The following is a 17,037-nucleotide window of genomic DNA, read 5'->3' as shown; positions in this document are numbered from 1 at the left end:
CGGCGCGGGCGCCTGAGGGGGTCACAGGGCCGGGAAGGCGTTGCCTACCAGCATCATGAACTGGTCGTGGTGCCAGTCGCCGGCGGCGGGCGCGTTCGGCAGGGCGTTGGTGGGCGCGGTCCGGAAGTACCGGTTCATTGCGGTGGGGTCGCACATCGGGTCGACCAGCCGGTCGGTGTCCGGCGGCAGCACCGGGCCGCCGGCGCCGTCGGACTCGCCCGGCGGCTTGATCCACAGGTAGGCGTCGACGCCGGGCAGCGGGGCGGCCGCCGGCCGGGCGCCGAGCCCCGCGCCCTTCTGGTTGCAGGGGCTGGCCCGGTACGGGCGCCGGTCCAGGCGGCTCTGGTCCACGTAGGTGTTCACGTCGCCCGAGACGCTCACCGAGGTCGGCCGGGCCGCCCCGCCCCAGCCGTTGCGCGAGGTGTCGATCACGATGCCGATGGAGCCGGGGAAGCCTCTGGTGACGAGGGCCTGGCGCATCGCCGTGGCGTAGTCCCGCTCGTCGATGTAGGGGTTCCAGTCGATGAACCGGCTGGTCCTGATGGAGACGCCGTTGATGGTCAGCGACGAGTCGGGCAGGTAGATCTCCTCGGTGGGGATGTAGTCGGCGACGTTGGTCGCGATGCCGTCCACGCCGTTGACTCCCGCCGCCGACCCCTGCACGGTCGAGGTGATCAGGTCGGCCAGCGGCTGGAACTCGTCGTCCCAGCCCACCAGGCCGGAGTGGGCGGCGTCGAGGTAGGTGTAGACGTTGGGCAGCGGCGCGAGCCTGTCCAGGGCGTACCTGATGCCGGCCTGGTAGACCCCCGACTGCCCGGCGGCCGTGCAGCCGGCGGTGTGCCTGCCGGTGACGAGGTCGGCCAGCGAGCGCGGCTCGACGATCGCGGCGATGCGCAGCGCACGGTACTTCGGCTTGCCGACGATGCCGGCGATGGCGTCGACGAACTCGGTCTTGTACCGGTTCAGCCCGTCCTCGGCGGCGTGCAGCTCGGCGGGCGACACCAGGGACCAGCAGTTCTTGTCCGGCAGGTCGTACAGCACGACGGTGATGTAGCCGGCCTTCTGCGCCAGCGCCGCGTCCAGGTGGTCCTCCAGGGTCCTGGTGACCCCGGCCCCGCCGGTGACCTTGGTGATGCGGTCCAGCCAGACCGCGGTGGAGGCCGTCTTCAGGCCGCGGATCCGCTCGGCGGCCGTCCCGCCCGCGGCGGCGGCCGACCTCTCGACGTTGGCCGTCCAGTCCGCGTTGACGTACCCGGTGACGCCCGCGAACGGGTTGTCCACCGGGACGTCGGGCGTCGGTGTGGGTGTGGGTGTGGGTGTGGGTGTGGGGGTGGGCGTCGGGCTCGGTGACGGTGACGGTGACGGTGACGGTGACGGGGACGGGCTGGGGCTCGGGATGAGGATGACCTTGCACGGCACGCCGTTGACGGCGAAGTCCGTCGGCGGCGGGTTGTCCCCGGTCCAGGACCCGTTGAAGCCGATGGTGAAGTTCGGCCCGCTCCACGACCGCCCCTGCGCGGTGACCCGGGCGCCCGACTGGCTCCACTGGGCCGACCAGCCCTGCGTGATCCGCTGGGAGCCGGGGAAGGTGAAGGTCAGCGTCCAGTTCGTGACCGGCTCGCCGTTCCTCACGGTGATGCCCGCCGTGAAGCCGCCCGACCCCGTGCCCCACTGGACCGTGGTGTAGGTGACCTCGCACGTGAGAGCGGCGCCGGACGCCGTGATCGTGCCGGTGACGAGCCCCGCCGCGGCCAGGGCGGCGGCCATGATCGTCGTCACGACGGTGCGCCGTAATCGGCCCTTGCCCAGTCCCATGAAAGATCAACTCCATGAACGCGGCCGGGCGGATCGCGCCGTCTCGTCGCGACGGCCGCCGGTCTCCATCCCGGTCTGGTACGAGGCGGTGGCGCTCGCGGGTCCAAAGCCTGCCCGTTCGGTGCCCGCTGTTCGGTGCCTGCCTAGAGGTCTACAACAGCGGCGGCGGATCCGCCGTCACGGGCCCGCGGCGGCGGGGCGGCCGGCGGGGCACGGGCGTGCCGGCGGCCCGGGCACCTCGGGAAACGCGGCCGGGCGGACCATGGCGGGACGCGCGACGCGGTGAAAGATTCAGCCGGCTCGGAACGCCGCCGGCTCAGGTGGTGCTGAACGCCGCCGCGTCGGCGGGCTCCGGACGCGGCCGGCTTCGGCCGCCTCGGGACGCCGCCGCGTCGGCGGGCTCGCCGCCGGGTCAGGCAGGCGCGGTCTCGGGCTCGGCGGCCGTGTTCTCGGCCGCGGCGGGTTCGCCCTCGGACGGGGCGGGTTCGCTCTCGGACAGGGCGGGTTCGCTTTCGGACACGGCGGCTTCACTTCCGTGCGCGGCGGCTTCGGTTCCGGGACGGGTCCAGACGAAGACGACCTCTTCCAGCGGCACCGCGTTGCCGGTCTCGTTCACGAACGCCACGGCGAGGTGCTCGCCGGTCTCGCGGCTGCGGCGCTCCACGGACGGGCCGGCCTCGTGCGGGCGGTGGAGGTCCCCCCACTGCTGGAGCGAGCCGAGGACGACGCGCAGGTCTTCCCCTGCGGGCGTCAGGTGGTAGCCGTTGCGCGCGCGCTTGCCGGGCTCGCTGTAGGGGCGCCGCTCCATGATGCCGGCCTCGACGAGGCGCGCGAGCCGGTCGGTGAGCAGGTCGGTGGAGATGCCGAGACGGGTCTGGAAGTCGACGAAGCGCGTGCCGCCGCTGAAGGCCTCACGCAGTACCAGCACCGTCCACGGGTCGCCGATCACCTCGAGGCTGCGCTGGATCGAGCACTCGGTGTCCAGCATGGCGCGGCGTGTCGTCCTTCTCACCCCCCGAGGATACCCCCTAGCTTGCTTTTTCCAAGCGAGGTAGCTAGCTTGGTTTAACGAAGCCAGATGGACCAGAGGAGAGCGACGACAATGAACATCGAGAACGCCGTGGCCGTGGTGACCGGCGGCAACCGCGGGCTCGGCCGCGCCTTCGTCGCGCGGCTGATCGAGCGCGGCGCCAAGGTGTACGCGGCGGCCCGCGACCCCCATAAGGTCGACGTGCCCGGGGCGGTGCCGCTGCGGCTGGACATCACCGACCCCGAGTCGGTGGCGCGGGCCGCCGGGATCGCCGCCGACGCGACCCTGCTCATCAACAACGCGGGGGTCTCGACACACGCCTCCCTGATCGACGGCGACCTCGGCGACATCGAGCTGGAGATGCGCACCCACTTCTTCGGCACGCTCGGCGTGACGCGCGCCTTCGTGCCGGTCATCGAGGCCAACGGCGGCGGCGCCATCCTCAACGTGCTGTCGGTGCTGTCATGGGTGCACCTGCCGCAGTACGGCGGCTACAGCGCGGCCAAGGCCGCCGAGTGGGCGCAGACCAACGCGGTCCGCCAGGAGCTCGCCCCCAGGGGCATCAAGGTGTCGGCCCTGCACGTCGGTTACATGGACACCGACATGGCCGCCTACGTCGCTCCGGAGAACAAGATCGACCCCGTGCTGGTGGCCGAGGCCGGCCTGGACGGCATCGCCGCCGGCACGCCGGAGATCATCGCCGACGAATTCAGCCGCGGCGTCAAGCAGAACCTCTCCGCGGCCATCGTCTGAACACACACCTTGACACACGTCCGAACACACACCTTGACACACGTCCGAACACACGCCTGAGCGGTCGCCGCCGGCCGTTGCTTTCCGCCGGCGCGGCGGCGACGCGCCGCGGCCGTCTTCCATGAGCGCCACTTCCTCCCCGTTCAGCCTTCGTCGGGTGTTTCCCCGGAGGCCATGCGTGATCGGCAGGTTGGACGAGTGGCACCGTCGAGGCCCTTCCCGCTCACGCGGGATCGGGCGTCGCGGGCCACCGTCGTGACCGTCGCCGTGCCGCCCGATCAGGGGGAAGCGGCTCCCGCATGGAACGAGATACACACTGATGACCGGTTTTCGCTCGGCCGCCGCTGCCGCGGTCCTGGCCGGGGCCGCCGCCCTCGCCTTCCCCGGCGCCGCGATGGCGGACCCCGGCGTGTCCGCCGCGCACCACAAGAGCTTCGACCTCCAGGCGCACCGGGGCGGGCTCGGACTGGTGGTGGAGAGCACCCTGGACTCCTTCGCCAACGGCCTGCGCGTGGGCGTCAGCACCCTTGAGCTGGACATCCAGATCACCGAGGACGGCAAGGCCGTCGTCACCCACGACCGCAAGGTGGACGGCCGCAAGTGCCAGGACACCGGCCCGGTGTCCCCCGGCGACCCCGAGTACCCCTACGTCGGCAAGTACATCAACACCCTCAGCCTGGCCCAGGTGCGGAGCCTGGACTGCGGCTCCAAGCCGCTCGCCGAGTTCCCCGGCCAGCGCCCCGCGCCCGGCGCGCGGATGCCGCTGCTGAGCGAGGTGTTCGACCTGGTCAAGCGCTTCCACGCCAACGACGTGATGCTGAACGTGGAGACCAAGGTCGAGGCCGGAGCGCCGGAGCAGACCGCGCCGCGCGAGCAGTTCGTCCAGGTCGCCGCCCAGGAGATCCGCCGGGCGCACATGCTGCGCCAGGTCACCATCCAGAGCTTCGACTGGGGCTCGCTGATGCGCATGCGCGAGGTGGAGCCGCGGCTGCCGCTCGTGGCGCTCACCGACTACACCTTCCTGCAGACCGGGCAGCCGGGAGCCTCCCCCTGGCTCGGCGGCATCGACGTGGACGACTTCGGCGGCGACCCGCTGAAGGCGATCAAGTCGTTCGGCGCCGACGCGTTCTCGCCGGTGCACGGGTTCCCGCAGAACGGCAAGGTGACCGACCCCGGGTACCGGCCCTACGTCACCGAGGCGATGGTGGAGGAGGCCCACGGCCTCGGCCTTAAGGTGATCCCCTGGACCGTCGACGACGAGCCCACGATGAACAAGCTCATCGACGACGGCGTCGACGGCCTCATCACCGACTACCCCGACCGCCTGCGCACGGTGCTCGACGCCCGCGGCTTCAAGCTCCCCAAGCGGTACTCCGGCCCGCGCGCCTGACCCGGCGCCCGTCACGCCCTGCCGCCGCACGCCCCGGCCCATCGAAAGGGGCCGGGGCGTGCGGGACCGACGAGGAAGGACCCCTGCGGGCGCTCCTGACCATGGTTCGCCCGCGGCCGGACGTCCGTCCGGGGGGACGGCGCCCGCGGTGCTCAGGTCACCGGCCGCCGAGCGTGCGGGCGCTCACTTCGCGGGGGGAGCGGGCGTCGGGGTGGGCAGGTCGTTGTCCGACTCGGTGGCCTGCCACAGCACGGCGCTGCTGCCGGTGATCTGGCTGCTGCGCGAGTCGAAAGTGGCCGTGCCGTTCGTCATGTCGGCGTCCTCGGCCGCGGTCACCGTGATCAACTGCGGCCTGTTCCAGTTGGCCGGGGTGAAGGTGATCGACGAGGACTGGCTGAGATCGGTGTCGCCGTACACCCGCGCGGTGCCGACGGTGACGTCACCGGGAGGCTGCCGGTTGAGGGTGACCTGGACGCTCGCCGACCGCCCCTCGCGCACGGTGATCGAGGTGGGCGAGATGACGATGCGCAGCGGGGCCGCGGGCGTCGGAGTCGGGCTCGGGCTCGGGCTCGGTGACGGGCTCGGGCTCGGTGACGGGCTCGGCACCAGAGTGACCTTGCAGGAAACGCCGTTCAGGGTGAAGGCCGTCGGCGGGGGGTTGCTTCCGGTCCAGGCGCCGTTGAAGCCGATGGTGAACGCGGTGCCGGACGGACCCCAGGTGTTGCTCTTCGCCGTGACGTCGGCGCCGGTCTGACTCCACTGGGCCAGGAAGCCCGACGTGATCCACTGCGAGCCGGGGAAGGAGAAGTTCAGCGTCCAGCCGGGGGCGACCGGCTCGCTGTTGCGGATGTCGAGCATGGCGAGGAAGCCGCCCGATCCGGTGCCCCACTGATTGACGGTGTAGGTCACCTCGCACGCCGGCGCGGCCCTGGCCGCGGTCACCGTCCCGAGGACCAGCCCCGCCGTGGCGAGCGCCGTCGCCGTCGCCACCGCCCCGAAGCCACGCGCTGCTCGGCCTGTGCCGAATCCCATAGATCGCTCCATGCCGTAGAAGGGATCTTGCGGGAAAGTGCGGCCCTCGGCCGGCACCGTCCCTCTTACATGAGTGGCGCTCTGCTTCAAGATTCGACGAGTGATCGCCGAGGTGTACAGCCGATTTCCCTGCGAGGCCCGCGGACGCGCGGCCCCCGGTTGTACGGTGAGCCCGGGATCTCGGCTGACATGTCGTGACATGTCCGGAACTGGCCACTGGAGAAACGCGACCGAGCTGAAACTTTCATCACTCGCCAGACCCGAACCGTGTGACGCCTGCTCGACCGGATTCCCCCGTCGCCCCGGGTGCACCCGCTCCGGCGCTGGGACGGTGATACCGGTAATACGATCGGCTCGTGCGGTACGGCATCCTCGGGCCCGTCGAGGCGCGCACGGAGGCGGGGGAGCCGATCCCGGTGGTCGGTCCCCGGCCGCGGGCGCTGCTCGCCCTGCTCCTGCTCGACGCGGGCCGCCCGGTCAGCGTGGCGAGGTTGATCGACGGCCAGTACGGCGACCGGCCGCCGGCCGACGCGGCGGGCGCCGTCCAGGCCCACGTGTCCCGGCTGCGCAGGGTGCTTCCCCCCGGCGCCATCGAGTTCCACGACGCGGGCTACCGGCTCGCCGCGGACCCCTCGGACGTCGACGCGCACCGCTTCGAGCTGCTGGCCCGCGAAGGCCGCGAGTCGCTCGCGGCCGGGCGGTACGAGCAGACCGTCGCCGTGCTGCGCGAAGCACTCGCGCTGTGGCGTGGCCCGGCCCTGGCCGACGTGGCGGACGCGCCGTTCGCCCCGCCGCAGGCGTCCCGGCTGGAGGAGTTGCGGCTGTCGGCCCGCGAAGACCTCGCCGAGGCCGAGCTGGCGCTGCCCGCGGGCACCTCCTCCGGCGAGCTGCGGCGGCTGGTGGCCGCCCACCCGCTTCGCGAGCGCCTCACCGGCCAGCTGATGCGGGCCTTGCACGCCGAGGGGCAGCGGGCCGCGGCGCTCGCCGTCTTCGCGGACGCGCGGCGGCTGCTCGCGGACGAGCTGGGCGCCGACCCCTCGCCGGAACTCTCCGCGCTGCACCTGGCCCTCCTGCGGGACGGTGACGGGGGCGAGGTGCGGCGGCGTGCGCCGTCCCGGCTGCCGGCGCCGCTCACCGGCTTCGTCGGACGCGAAGACGAGCTGGCCCGCATCGACGCCCTCCGTGACCGCCGCCTGGTCACCCTGACCGGCCCCGGCGGCACCGGCAAGACCCGGCTCGCCGTCGAGGCCGTCCGTCGCCAGGGGCGGGAGAGCTGTTTCGTGGACCTGTCGGCCACCGACGACGACGGCCAGATCGCGCCGGCGGTACTCGCGGCCCTGGGTCTGCGCGAGATGGGGTTGCATCCACCCCTGGCCGGCGGCGGCGACCCGGAAGAGCGGCTGCTCGTGGCGCTCGCCGACCGCGAGCTGCTGCTCATCCTGGACAACTGCGAGCACCTGGTCGCGGGCGCCGCGGCGCTCACCCGCCGGCTGCTCGACGCCTGCCCGTCGCTGGCCGTGCTGTGCACCAGCCGCGAGCCGCTCGGCATCACCGGCGAGACCCTCGTCCCGGTGCCGCCGCTCGCGGTGCCGCCCCCGGGTACGGACGAGGCCGCGGCGCTCGGCTATCCCGCCGTGCGGCTGTTCCTGGAGCGGGCCGCCGCCGTACGGCCGGGCGTGACGATGCGGCCGGAGTTCACCGAGATCTGCGTCGCGCTGGAGGGCCTGCCGCTGGCCATCGAGCTGGCGGCCGCGCGGCTGCGCGCGTTCGGCGCCGATGAGATCGCCGCCCGGCTGGCCGAGCACGGGCGCTTCGCCCTGCTGTCCAAGGGCGACCGCACCGCCGCGGCCCGCCACCGCACCCTGCACGCGGTGGTGGACTGGAGTTGGAGCCTGCTCACGCCCGAGGAGCAGGCGCTCGCCCGCCGGTTCTCGGTGTTCGCCGGCGGCGCGACGCTTTCGGCCGTCGAGCGGGTCTGCGGCTCCGGCGAGCTGCTCGCCGATCTGGTCGACAAGTCGCTCGTCGAGGCAGAAGGCGGGCATTATCGCATGCTGGACACCATCCGGCTGTTCTGCGCGCGGCGGCTGGAAGAGTCAGGCGAGCAGAGCCGGGTGCGGGCCGCGCACGCCGCCTGCTACCTCGACCTGGCGCGACGCGCCGATCCCGGGCTGCGCCGGGCCGAGCAGCTCGACTGGCTGGCACGACTGTCGGCCGAGCACGCCAATCTCGGCGCCGCGCTGCGCCACGCCGCGGAAGCCGAACCCGCGAACGGGCTGCGGCTGGTCGCGGCGCTCGCGGCGTACTGGTGGCTGAGCGGGCGGCGCGGCCAGGCGACATCCTTCGCGCTCCGCCTGCTCGACCGGTTCGGCGACGAGCCGCCCGCCGGGCTGGAGGAGGAGTACGTCCTGTGCGTGCTGCAGACCGTGCCGTACGCCACCCCGGAGCGGTGGGCGCGCGCCGAGGAGATCATGCGGTCGCTGAGCGGGGTGGTGCGCTACCCGTTCCTCAACGCCCTGTGGGGGATGGCCGCCGGGCCGACCGGCGCCGGAAACGTCGTCCAGCGAGCGCGAATGCTCGGCGCCGACCCGTGGAGCAGGGCCACCGCCCGGCTCGGCGAGTCGCTGCTGCTCCTGCTCGACGGAGAGACCGCCGGCGCCGAGCGTGGGCTTGCGTCGGCGCTGGCCGCCTTCGGTGACCTCGGGGAGCGGTGGGGCATGGCCCAGGCGATGGAATGGCTCGGGTTGATCGCCGGTCGGCGCGGCGAGTGGGAACGGGCGAAGCGCCTGTGGGGGCGGGCACTCGACCTGCACGAGCAGCTCGGGGCCCTGGAGGAGATGGTGGACGTGCTGTGGCGCAGAGCCGGCGGGCTCCTACGTGAGGGCGACCTCGCCGCGGCCCGCGCCGACCTGGACCGCGCCGCCGGCCTGGCCCGGGTCACCGGCCCGGCGGCCCGGTCCCCGTCCGTGGAGCTCGGGCTGGGCGAGCTGGCCCGCCGGTCCGGGGACCACGACGAGGCCCGGCGACGCTACGGCACGGCCCTTTCGTCCGCGGGCGGCGGCTTCGGCGCCGACGGCATCAGAACGGCGGTGCACACCGCGCTCGGCCGGCTGGCGGAGGCCGAGGGTGACCGCGCCGAGGCCGAGCGGTGTCACGGCGAGGCGCTGCGCCTGGCTCGTACGACGGGCGCGGCGCCGGCCGACCTCGCCGACGTCGCCGAGGGCTGCGCGGGGGCGGCCCTGCTGGCCGGCGCGGGGGAGCGGGCGGCCTTCCTGCTCGGCGTCGGAGTGGCCCTGCGCGGCACGGCGGTCGCCGGTGACGCCGACGTGGCCCGGGTCACCGCCGGTGTCACCGACCTGATCGGTCCCGACGCCTTCGCCACCCACTTCGCCACAGCCGCCGCCCTCCCCCGCCTCCAGGCCGCCCAGGCTCTCTCAACCTCCTCCTGACCGGCCGTAGGTCTCAGGAGAAGTGCTCACTTCCGCGGATGGCAAAGGCGTGAACCCGGCCGTGCGCGACGGCCGACACGGGCTTGCGGGAGTGTCGGTGGGGTGTCGGTGGGGTGTCGGCGGGGGGCGGGAGGGTCGGGGGCATGGACAACACGAACATTCTGATCTCGGGGGCGGGCATCGGCGGGCCGGCGTTGGCGTGGTGGCTGCGCCGCTACGGCTTCGGCGTGACCGTCGTGGAGAAGGCTCCGGGCCCGCGCCCGGGCGGGCAGGCGATCGACTTCAAGGGCGAGGACCAACTGTCGGTGCTGCGGCGGATGGGCATCCTCGCCGAGGTGCGGCGCAGGCAGACCGGCGGCGCCGATGTGCGGATCGTGGACGCGGACGGCCGGTCGATCGCCGTGATGCCGGGCGAGTTCACCGGCGGCGACGTGGAGATCCGGCGCGGCGATCTGTCGGAGATCCTGTACGACGAGAGCGTGGCCGCGGGCTGCGCGTACGTTTTCGGCGACTCCATCACCTCGCTGACCGAGACGGCGGACGGCGTCCACGTGACCTTCGAGCGGGGCGCCCCCCGCACGTTCGACCTGGTGGTGGGCGCGGACGGCATCCACTCCAACGTCCGTCGGCTGGCCTTCGGCCCGGAGCGCGACTTCGTGAGGTTCCTCGGCTACTACTACGCCCTGGCCGAGCTTCCGCCGGGCGGATCGGACGGCGACGGGGACGGGACGGGGGTGATGTACAACGAGCCGGGGCGGATGGTCTCCGTCGGTGGCCCCAAGGCGCCCGCGTTCTTCGTCTTCGCCTCGCAGGAGCTCGCGTACGACCGGTACGACACCGAGGAGATGAAGCGTCTGATCATCGACGTCTACGCCGGGATGGGGTGGCGTACCCCGGAGATCCTCGAGCGGGTGCGGCAGGCACGGGACCTGCACCTCGACACGATCAGCCGGGTGCGGGCCGGCCGGTACGCGCAAGGTCGCGTGGCGCTGCTCGGGGACGCCGTCTCCGGCAACACGCTGGGCGGGTTCGGCACCGGCGTGGCGGTGGTCGGCGCGTACGTGCTGGCCGGTGAGCTGGCGCGGGCCGACGGCGACCACCACGCTGCATTCCGGCGGTACGAGGAGGTGATGAGCCCGTACGCGAAGGTCGCGCGCAGCGGCGGCAACGCCGGCGGCTTCCTGGCCCCGGCTTCGCGCGCCGGGATCTGGATGCGCGACCAGTTCTTCCGGCGGAGTCTCCTGCTGAAGACGATGATCAAGATGACCGACATGTTCGCCACGAACATCAGCCTTCCCGACTATCCGGCTCCGGTGGACCGTGGCCGCCGCGCGGCCGAGCCCCGGTGACGGCCCGGCGGGCGCCGCGCTCTGGTGGGCACGGCGCCCGCCGGGTGCTCGGCACGGGATGGGTGGCCCCGTGGACACGCGGCCGGAACGGGTCCGGCAGGAGAGGTCGGCTCTGATGCCCCGATCAGGCGACCCGGTGGTCACATCAGGCGGAGAGGGTCTCCTCGGTGACCTTCCAGAGGCGGGTGGCGGCCTCGGGGTCGAGGGCGTAGGCCGCCACGCCGGTGCGGGTGCCCGGCTCGTTCGGACCGGCCTCGTCACAGTCCTCGAAGTACCGCCCGCCGACGCCCTCCACCAGCGGGGAGGCGGCCAGCAGCACGGAGGTCGCGGCGCCCTGCTCGGGGGTCTTCCAGTCGGGCGTGGACGCGCCGCCCGCGCTCATCTGGGCGCGCAGCCGGTCCAGCTCCTCCATGGTGACGTGCCTTTGCAGGTTGGTCCGGATGCCGCCCGGGTGCAGGGCGTTGACGGTGATGCCGTCGTCCGCCCAGCGCGTGGCCGCCTCGACCGCGAACAGCACGTTCGCCGTCTTGGACTGGCCGTACGCGGTCCATGGGTCGTACGGGCGCTCCCGGAAGTGGATGTCCTCGAAGACGACCGGGGAGCGCAGGTGGGCGGCGGAGCTGACGGACACGACGCGCGCGCCGCCGGCCGCGGCCAGCGCGTGGTGCAGGCCCGTGGCGAGCGCGAAGTGACCGAAGTGGTTGGTGGCGAACTGCAGCTCCCAGCCCTCGGGCGTCCGGGTCTCGGGGGCGGCCATGACTCCGGCGTTGTTGACCAGGATGTGCAACGGCCCGTCCCACGCGGACACGAAGCCGGCGATCGAGGCGGGGTCGGTGAGGTCCAGCGGCGCGACGCCGACCCGCTCGGCGCCGGTCGTGGCGGTGATGTCCTCGGCGGTGCGCCGGCCGGCGTCCAGGTCGCGGACGGCCAGGGTGACCTCCGCGCCGGCGCCGGCGAGCGCGCGGGCGGTCTCGACGCCGATGCCGGAGGCCCCGCCGGTCACGATGGCGCGGCGACCGGTGAGGTCGATGCCGTCCACGACCTCGGCGGCGGTGGACGCGGCGTTGAACGGCGTGGTGATGCGTGATGTCGCGGTCATGGTGATGCCTTGCCTGTTCTCACTCGGCGGTCGCGGTCGGAGGTCCAGGCGGTACGCTGAAACCGGAGGATCCTCCAGTAAGTGGCACTCTAATCGGAGTTTCCTCCGGTTAGCAAATCTTGTCCCGTGATGGAATGGTCGGCGATGGTCCCGCCGGTCGGGCGGACGCCGAGCCGGCGGCCGCCGGCGCCGAGGGCGCCGCCCGAGGAGAGGTCCCTGCGGGGATGAGGAGGAATGCGCTGTGTCGGTCACCGGTCCGCGGCCCCTGCGCGCGGACGCCCAGCGCAACCGCGACCGCCTGCTGTCCGCCGCCGTGCGCGCGTTCGCCCACGACGGGCCGGACGTGACGCTCGACGCGATCGCCAAGGACGCGGGCGTCGGCATCGGCACCCTCTACCGTCACTTCCCGACCCGCGAGGCGCTGGTCGAGGCGGCCTACCGCAACGAGCTGGCCCGGCTGTGCGACGCGGTGCCCGGGCTCCTCGCCGCCCTGCCGCCGGTCGGGGCGATGCGCGACTGGATGGACCGCTTCCTCGACTACATGACGACCAAGCGCGGCATGGCCGAGGCGCTGCGCGCGGTCATCGCCTCCGGCGGCGACCCGTACGCGCACAGCCGCGACCGGCTCACCGGCGCCGTCGAAGCGCTGCTGCGCGCCGGGGCCGAGGCGGGCACGCTGCGCAGCGATGTCGCGCCCGCCGACGTGCTGGCCGCCCTGGGCGGCGTGACCCTCGCCGCCGGCGCCCCCGCGCAGCGCGACCAGGCCGGTCGTCTGCTCGACCTCCTCCTGGACGCCCTGCGCTTCGGCGCCGCCCCCTGACCCGCCGTGAAGCGGGCCGGCGCCGGGCCGCCGAGCACGGCGAGCGCGCGGAGACCGGTCACGCCGCCGGCGGGATCCCGCTCACCGTGGCACGGCCCTGACGGTCGCGGCGGCGCTGAGCTGGGTGGCGGGGTTGCCCCGCCAGTGGGAGCCCGCGCCGACCTCCTCGCCCTTCATCAGGAAGGAGTCGGGGTCGAGCGTGGCGTCCTCGCCCATGCGGACGCCGTAGTGGACCAGGGCGTTGGTGCCGATGCTGCACCGGGCGCCGATGGCGATGCGGTCGGACTTGAAGGTGCCGTCCTCCAGCGAGTGGGCCTGGATGAGGCTCTTCTGGGCCAGCGTGCACTCGTCGCCGACGGCGACCAGCGTCCGCTCCGGTATGTAGCAGCCGTCGTCGAAGATCCTGCGCCCGACGCGCACGCCGACCAGCCGCCAGGCGAGGTTCTTGTACGGGGTGCCGTTGAGCAGGTCCAGGTAGAGCGGGTTGGTGAGCTTCCACATGCGCTCGTGCCACCAGTAGTAGGGCTGGTAGATCGAGCAGAAGCGCGGGCGCAGCGTCCGGAAGCCGGTGGCCAGGCGTTCGACCAGCGCGAAGTAGGCGATGGTGAAGACCACGCCGCCCCCGAGGGCGGCCGCGATCGCCGCCGGGCCCACCGTCTCGTACAGGCGGGCGGCGGCCATGACCAGCAGGAGCAGGCCGAGGACGTGCAGCCAGCGGGTGAGCAGGTGCGACGCGATGGTCACCGCGTTGTGCCGGTTCTTGGCGGCCAGGCGGCGGCGCAGCTCGTCGCCGGTCTTCAGGTCGTCGAAGCGGCTGTCGCGCTGCACCGAGCGCGGGATCTCGAAGCAGGGCGAGCCGAGCAGGCCGACGTCCTGCCGCAGCGGCCCGTCGATGGGCAGCATGACCTTGGTCGCCAGCAGGCAGTTGTCGCCGGCGCGGCTCTGGGCGGGGTAGGCGATGTCGTTGCCGACGAAGGTGTGCGCCCCGATCGCCGCGCGCGACAGCCGGAACGTCCCGGCGGAGAAGTCGGCGTTGACGATCGACAGCCCGTCCGACACCATCGTGCCGCTCCCGATCGTGGCCAGGTACGGCGACTCGTGCTTGTGCTGCAGGCCGAAGTTGGACCCGGTCTGCTCGACCTTGGACAGGTCGTACCCAAGGACGCGCAGGTAGGGGACGATCCAGGAGCTGTCGCCGAACAGGTGCGTGAAGACCTGCGCGTTGGTGACCCGCGAGATCACCCGGTGCGCCCAGTAGTGGAAGCCGTAGAGCGGGTAGACCCGTCCCTCCCGCAGGGTCCGGTGCAGCAGGCGCGGCACGGTGGCCAGGAAGGCGAGCGCGGCGATCAGCCCGCCGAAGTAGATCGCCGCTGAGGCGGCCAGCGCGTCCCGGTAGGGCGCCCACGCGGCCAGATCCCTGGGGCGTGCGGTGTCGGCCCACCCGGACAGGACCGGGAACCGGGTGCCCAGCCAGTACAGGCCGCCGATGCCCAGCGGCATCCACACGGCCAGCAGGGTCAGCAGTTGCATGGCGCCGAAGCGGGTCCTGCGCCACCGGCCGGCGTCCGCCGGTTCCAGGGCCAGGTGGTCGGGGGCGCCCGGCTGGGCGGGTGAGCCGTGCCAGCGCTCGCCGTCCGGCACCGACTGCGACGACTGGAGCGAGGAGGAGTGGCCGAGCTGGGCCCGGTCGCCGATGGAGGCGCCGATGTCGACCACCGTCTGCTCGCCGACGAACGCGCCCTCGCCGATGGTGACCGGCCCGATCTCGATCATGCCGGCGCGGGGCCGGTAGCAGGTGAAGAAGGAGTCCTTGCGGATCACCGTGCCACGGCCGATGGTCAGCAGGTCGGTGCAGACGGGGACGTTCCTGGACAGGATCAGCGTGCCGGGGCCGATCCGCGCGCCGAGCGCCCGCAGGTAGAGCACGTACAGCGGGGAGCCGGGGAACATCGCGAGCGGGCTGCTGCGCACCAGCGTCTTCACCGCCCAGAACCGCAGGTAGGCAAGACTCCAGACCCGGATCGCCCCGGGCTTCCAGCGGCCGGCGAGCGCCCACTTGGCCGCGATCGGCGCCGCGCACAGGGTCAGCAGAACGCCCGCCCCGCACACCACCGACCGCGCGTAGATCTCGGCCACGCCGGTCGCGCCGGAGATCCAGCGGTAGCAGCGGACCAGCAGCAGCGCGCCGAGACAGGAGTAGCCGAGGAACAGCAGCGCCTGCGCCAGCCCGCACAGCAGGTACGCGGCGGTGCCCGCCCGGGCGGCGGCCCGAGTCGCCGGTACGGTGGGAGCGCCGGAGGCGGCCACGGGCGCGACGCCATCGAGGGCGCCGTCGAAGGCCTCGTCAAGGGCGCCGTCGCGGGCGCCGTCGAGGGCCGCCGCCAGGTCGCGGACGGTGGGGCACAGGTAGACGTCCTTGATCGACACCGGGGGCAGGTCGCCGCGTTCCCGCACCCGGGCGCAGAACCGCGTCATCAGCAGCGAGTTGGCGCCCAGTTCGTCGAAGAAGTGGCTGTCGACCGACACCTGCTCCACGCCGACCACGCCGGCCAGCACGTCGGCGAGCGTGCGCTCGGCGGCGGTCGCCGGGTGCACGCGGGGCCGCGCCGTGGACAGGGCGCGGGGGCCGGTGGGGGGCGGCAGGTTCCTGCGGTCGGCCTTGGTGCTCAGCAGCATCGGGATGCCGGGCAGCGGCTCCAGGTAGGCCGGGATCATGTACCCGGGCAGGCGTCCGCGCAGCTCGCGGTAGACGCGCTCGGGGTCCACCTCGGGCGCGTCGCCGCGGGAGCTGTAGTAGGCGACCAGCTCCACCACCCCCGGCTCCGGCTCGTGGGTGTCCACGACGGCCTGGGCGACGCCGGGCACCTGGAGCAGCACCGACTCGATCTCCGACAGCTCGACCCGGTAGCCGTTGATCTGCACCTGGGTGTCGATGCGGCCGTGGTACTCGATCTCGCCGTCGGCGTTGATCCGCCCGAGGTCCCCGGTCCGGTAGATGCGGCCGGAGGGGTTGTCCGGGATGCCGAGGAAGTCGGGGATGAACGCCCGCTCGGTCAGGTCGTCGCGGTTGACGTACCCCCGGGCCAGCCCGACGCCGGCGATGCCGATCTCGCCCAGCTCACCGGGGGGCAGCGCCCGCGGCCCTGCCGGGTCGAGGACGGCGACCGCGTAGGTCGGCAGCGGGACGCCCAGCGTCACCGGCCGCGCGGGGTCGAGCACCGCCCAGGTGGCGGTGACGGTGGCCTCGGTCGGGCCGTAGACGTTCAGGAACCGGCGGCCGGGACGGTGCCAGCGGCGCACGAGGTCGGCCGGGCACGCCTCTCCCGAGACCAGCAGGAACCGCAGGCCGGGCAGGTCCTCCTCCAGGGTGGCCAGCAGGGTCGGCACGCAGCACAGCGCGGTGACCCGCCGGGCGCGCAGGAAATCGGCCAGGTCGCGGCCGAGCAGCGTCGCCCCCGGCGGCCGGGGCACCAGCGTTGCCCCCGACAGCAGGGGCACCCAGATCTCCTCCACCGAGAAGTCGAAGGCGATGGTCATGCCCTGGTACACCCGCTCGCCCGGCGCGATGCCGTAGGCGTCGACGGCGACGCGGACGAAGTTGCAGATGGAGGTGTGCTCGACGGCCACGCCTTTCGGCCGGCCTGTGGAGCCGGAGGTGTAGACGATGTAGCACAGCTCGCCGGCCGGTCGCCCGTGCTCGCCGTGCTCGCCGCGCTCGCCGCGCTCGTCGCAGGTCAGCCGGCGGCCGTCCTCGGCCTCGATCAGCGGCTCGGCCTCGTCCAGGCACAGGATGGGGGCGCCGGCGTGCTCGACCCGGTCGCGCAGGTGCGTCAGGGTCAGGACGGCGCGCACGCCGGCGTCCTGGACGATGTAGGCGATGCGGTCGGCGGGGAAGCCCGGGTCCAGCGGCACGTACGTCGCGCCGATCTTCGAGACGGCGAGCATGCCGGCGTAGGACCACACGGCCTGGTCGAAGACCAGCGCGACGCGGTCGCCGGGGCGCGTGCCCCGTCCCAGCAGGTGGCGGGCGAGCCGGTTGGCCCGCGCGTCCAGCTCCTCGTAGGTGAGCGTGACCTCTCCGGTGTCCACCGCCCGCCGGTCCTGCTCGCCCGCGGTGCGCAGCCGGTCGCACAGGTCCTCGAACAGGTGGTGCAGCCGCTCGCCGTCCCACCGCCTGGACGTGTACGGGCCGCTCGCGCCGACGAGCACGTGCCCGGGCGGCGGCCGGTCGGCGCGCCGGGCGTCCTGGACCTCGGCCTGTCTGGTCATGCTGCCTCCATCAACCTCCCGCGGACCCCCGTGG

At 73.4% G+C, this 17,037-nt stretch carries 10 protein-coding genes; 5 read left to right on the top strand and 5 right to left on the bottom strand.

Going from position 1 to position 17,037, the window contains the following annotated elements; translation table 11 throughout:
• Nucleotides 1–21: 21 nt before the first annotated feature.
• The gene (locus ACWEN6_RS06350) at nucleotides 22–1,815 is read right to left on the bottom strand and encodes a glycoside hydrolase family 6 protein (protein WP_452569249.1); all 1,794 of its coding nucleotides are present in this window, start codon (nucleotides 1,813–1,815) and stop codon (nucleotides 22–24) included.
• A gap of 412 nt (nucleotides 1,816–2,227) precedes the next feature.
• Nucleotides 2,228–2,827, bottom strand: a complete 600-nt coding sequence (locus ACWEN6_RS06345; protein ID WP_452569248.1) for a winged helix-turn-helix transcriptional regulator — start codon at nucleotides 2,825–2,827, stop codon at nucleotides 2,228–2,230.
• A gap of 90 nt (nucleotides 2,828–2,917) precedes the next feature.
• Here ACWEN6_RS06345 and ACWEN6_RS06340 point away from each other — a divergent pair, with 90 nt between their 5' ends.
• Complete coding sequence (locus tag ACWEN6_RS06340; protein WP_452569247.1) at nucleotides 2,918–3,598, top strand: SDR family oxidoreductase; 681 nt, start codon at nucleotides 2,918–2,920, stop codon at nucleotides 3,596–3,598.
• A gap of 319 nt (nucleotides 3,599–3,917) precedes the next feature.
• Complete coding sequence (locus ACWEN6_RS06335; RefSeq protein ID WP_354837943.1) at nucleotides 3,918–4,988, top strand: glycerophosphodiester phosphodiesterase family protein; 1,071 nt, start codon at nucleotides 3,918–3,920, stop codon at nucleotides 4,986–4,988.
• A gap of 183 nt (nucleotides 4,989–5,171) precedes the next feature.
• Here the strand turns inward: ACWEN6_RS06335 and ACWEN6_RS06330 are convergent, their stop codons facing one another.
• Complete coding sequence (locus ACWEN6_RS06330; protein WP_452569246.1) at nucleotides 5,172–6,020, bottom strand: cellulose binding domain-containing protein; 849 nt, start codon at nucleotides 6,018–6,020, stop codon at nucleotides 5,172–5,174.
• Nucleotides 6,021–6,376: 356 nt separating this feature from the next.
• On the opposite strand from ACWEN6_RS06330, the gene ACWEN6_RS06325 reads away from it, so the two are divergent.
• Together ACWEN6_RS06325 and ACWEN6_RS06320 are read left to right on the top strand one after the other, a co-directional pair.
• Nucleotides 6,377–9,466, top strand: coding sequence for a BTAD domain-containing putative transcriptional regulator (locus tag ACWEN6_RS06325; RefSeq protein WP_452569245.1), 3,090 nt, complete (start codon nucleotides 6,377–6,379; stop codon nucleotides 9,464–9,466).
• A gap of 143 nt (nucleotides 9,467–9,609) precedes the next feature.
• A complete protein-coding gene (locus ACWEN6_RS06320) occupies nucleotides 9,610–10,815 on the top strand; it encodes an FAD-dependent monooxygenase (protein WP_452569244.1) in 1,206 nt (401 codons plus the stop codon).
• A gap of 145 nt (nucleotides 10,816–10,960) precedes the next feature.
• On the opposite strand, the gene ACWEN6_RS06315 is transcribed toward ACWEN6_RS06320, so the two are convergent.
• The gene (locus ACWEN6_RS06315) at nucleotides 10,961–11,914 is read right to left on the bottom strand and encodes an SDR family NAD(P)-dependent oxidoreductase (protein ID WP_452569243.1); all 954 of its coding nucleotides are present in this window, start codon (nucleotides 11,912–11,914) and stop codon (nucleotides 10,961–10,963) included.
• 241 nt (nucleotides 11,915–12,155) lie between these two features.
• On the opposite strand from ACWEN6_RS06315, the gene ACWEN6_RS06310 reads away from it, so the two are divergent.
• On the top strand, nucleotides 12,156–12,734 hold the full coding sequence (locus tag ACWEN6_RS06310; RefSeq protein WP_452569242.1) for a TetR/AcrR family transcriptional regulator: 579 nt from the start codon (nucleotides 12,156–12,158) through the stop codon (nucleotides 12,732–12,734).
• An 81-nt stretch (nucleotides 12,735–12,815) separates the two neighbouring features.
• On the opposite strand, the gene ACWEN6_RS06305 is transcribed toward ACWEN6_RS06310, so the two are convergent.
• Nucleotides 12,816–17,003 carry a Pls/PosA family non-ribosomal peptide synthetase gene (locus ACWEN6_RS06305; RefSeq protein ID WP_452569241.1) on the bottom strand — a complete coding sequence of 1,396 codons (4,188 nt, stop codon included), beginning with the start codon at nucleotides 17,001–17,003 and terminating at the stop codon, nucleotides 12,816–12,818.
• Between the last annotated feature and the right edge of the window lie 34 nt (nucleotides 17,004–17,037).

This window comes from Sphaerisporangium sp. NPDC004334, from assembly GCF_053602655.1.
This window is presented reverse-complemented; position numbering and strand designations above follow the sequence as displayed.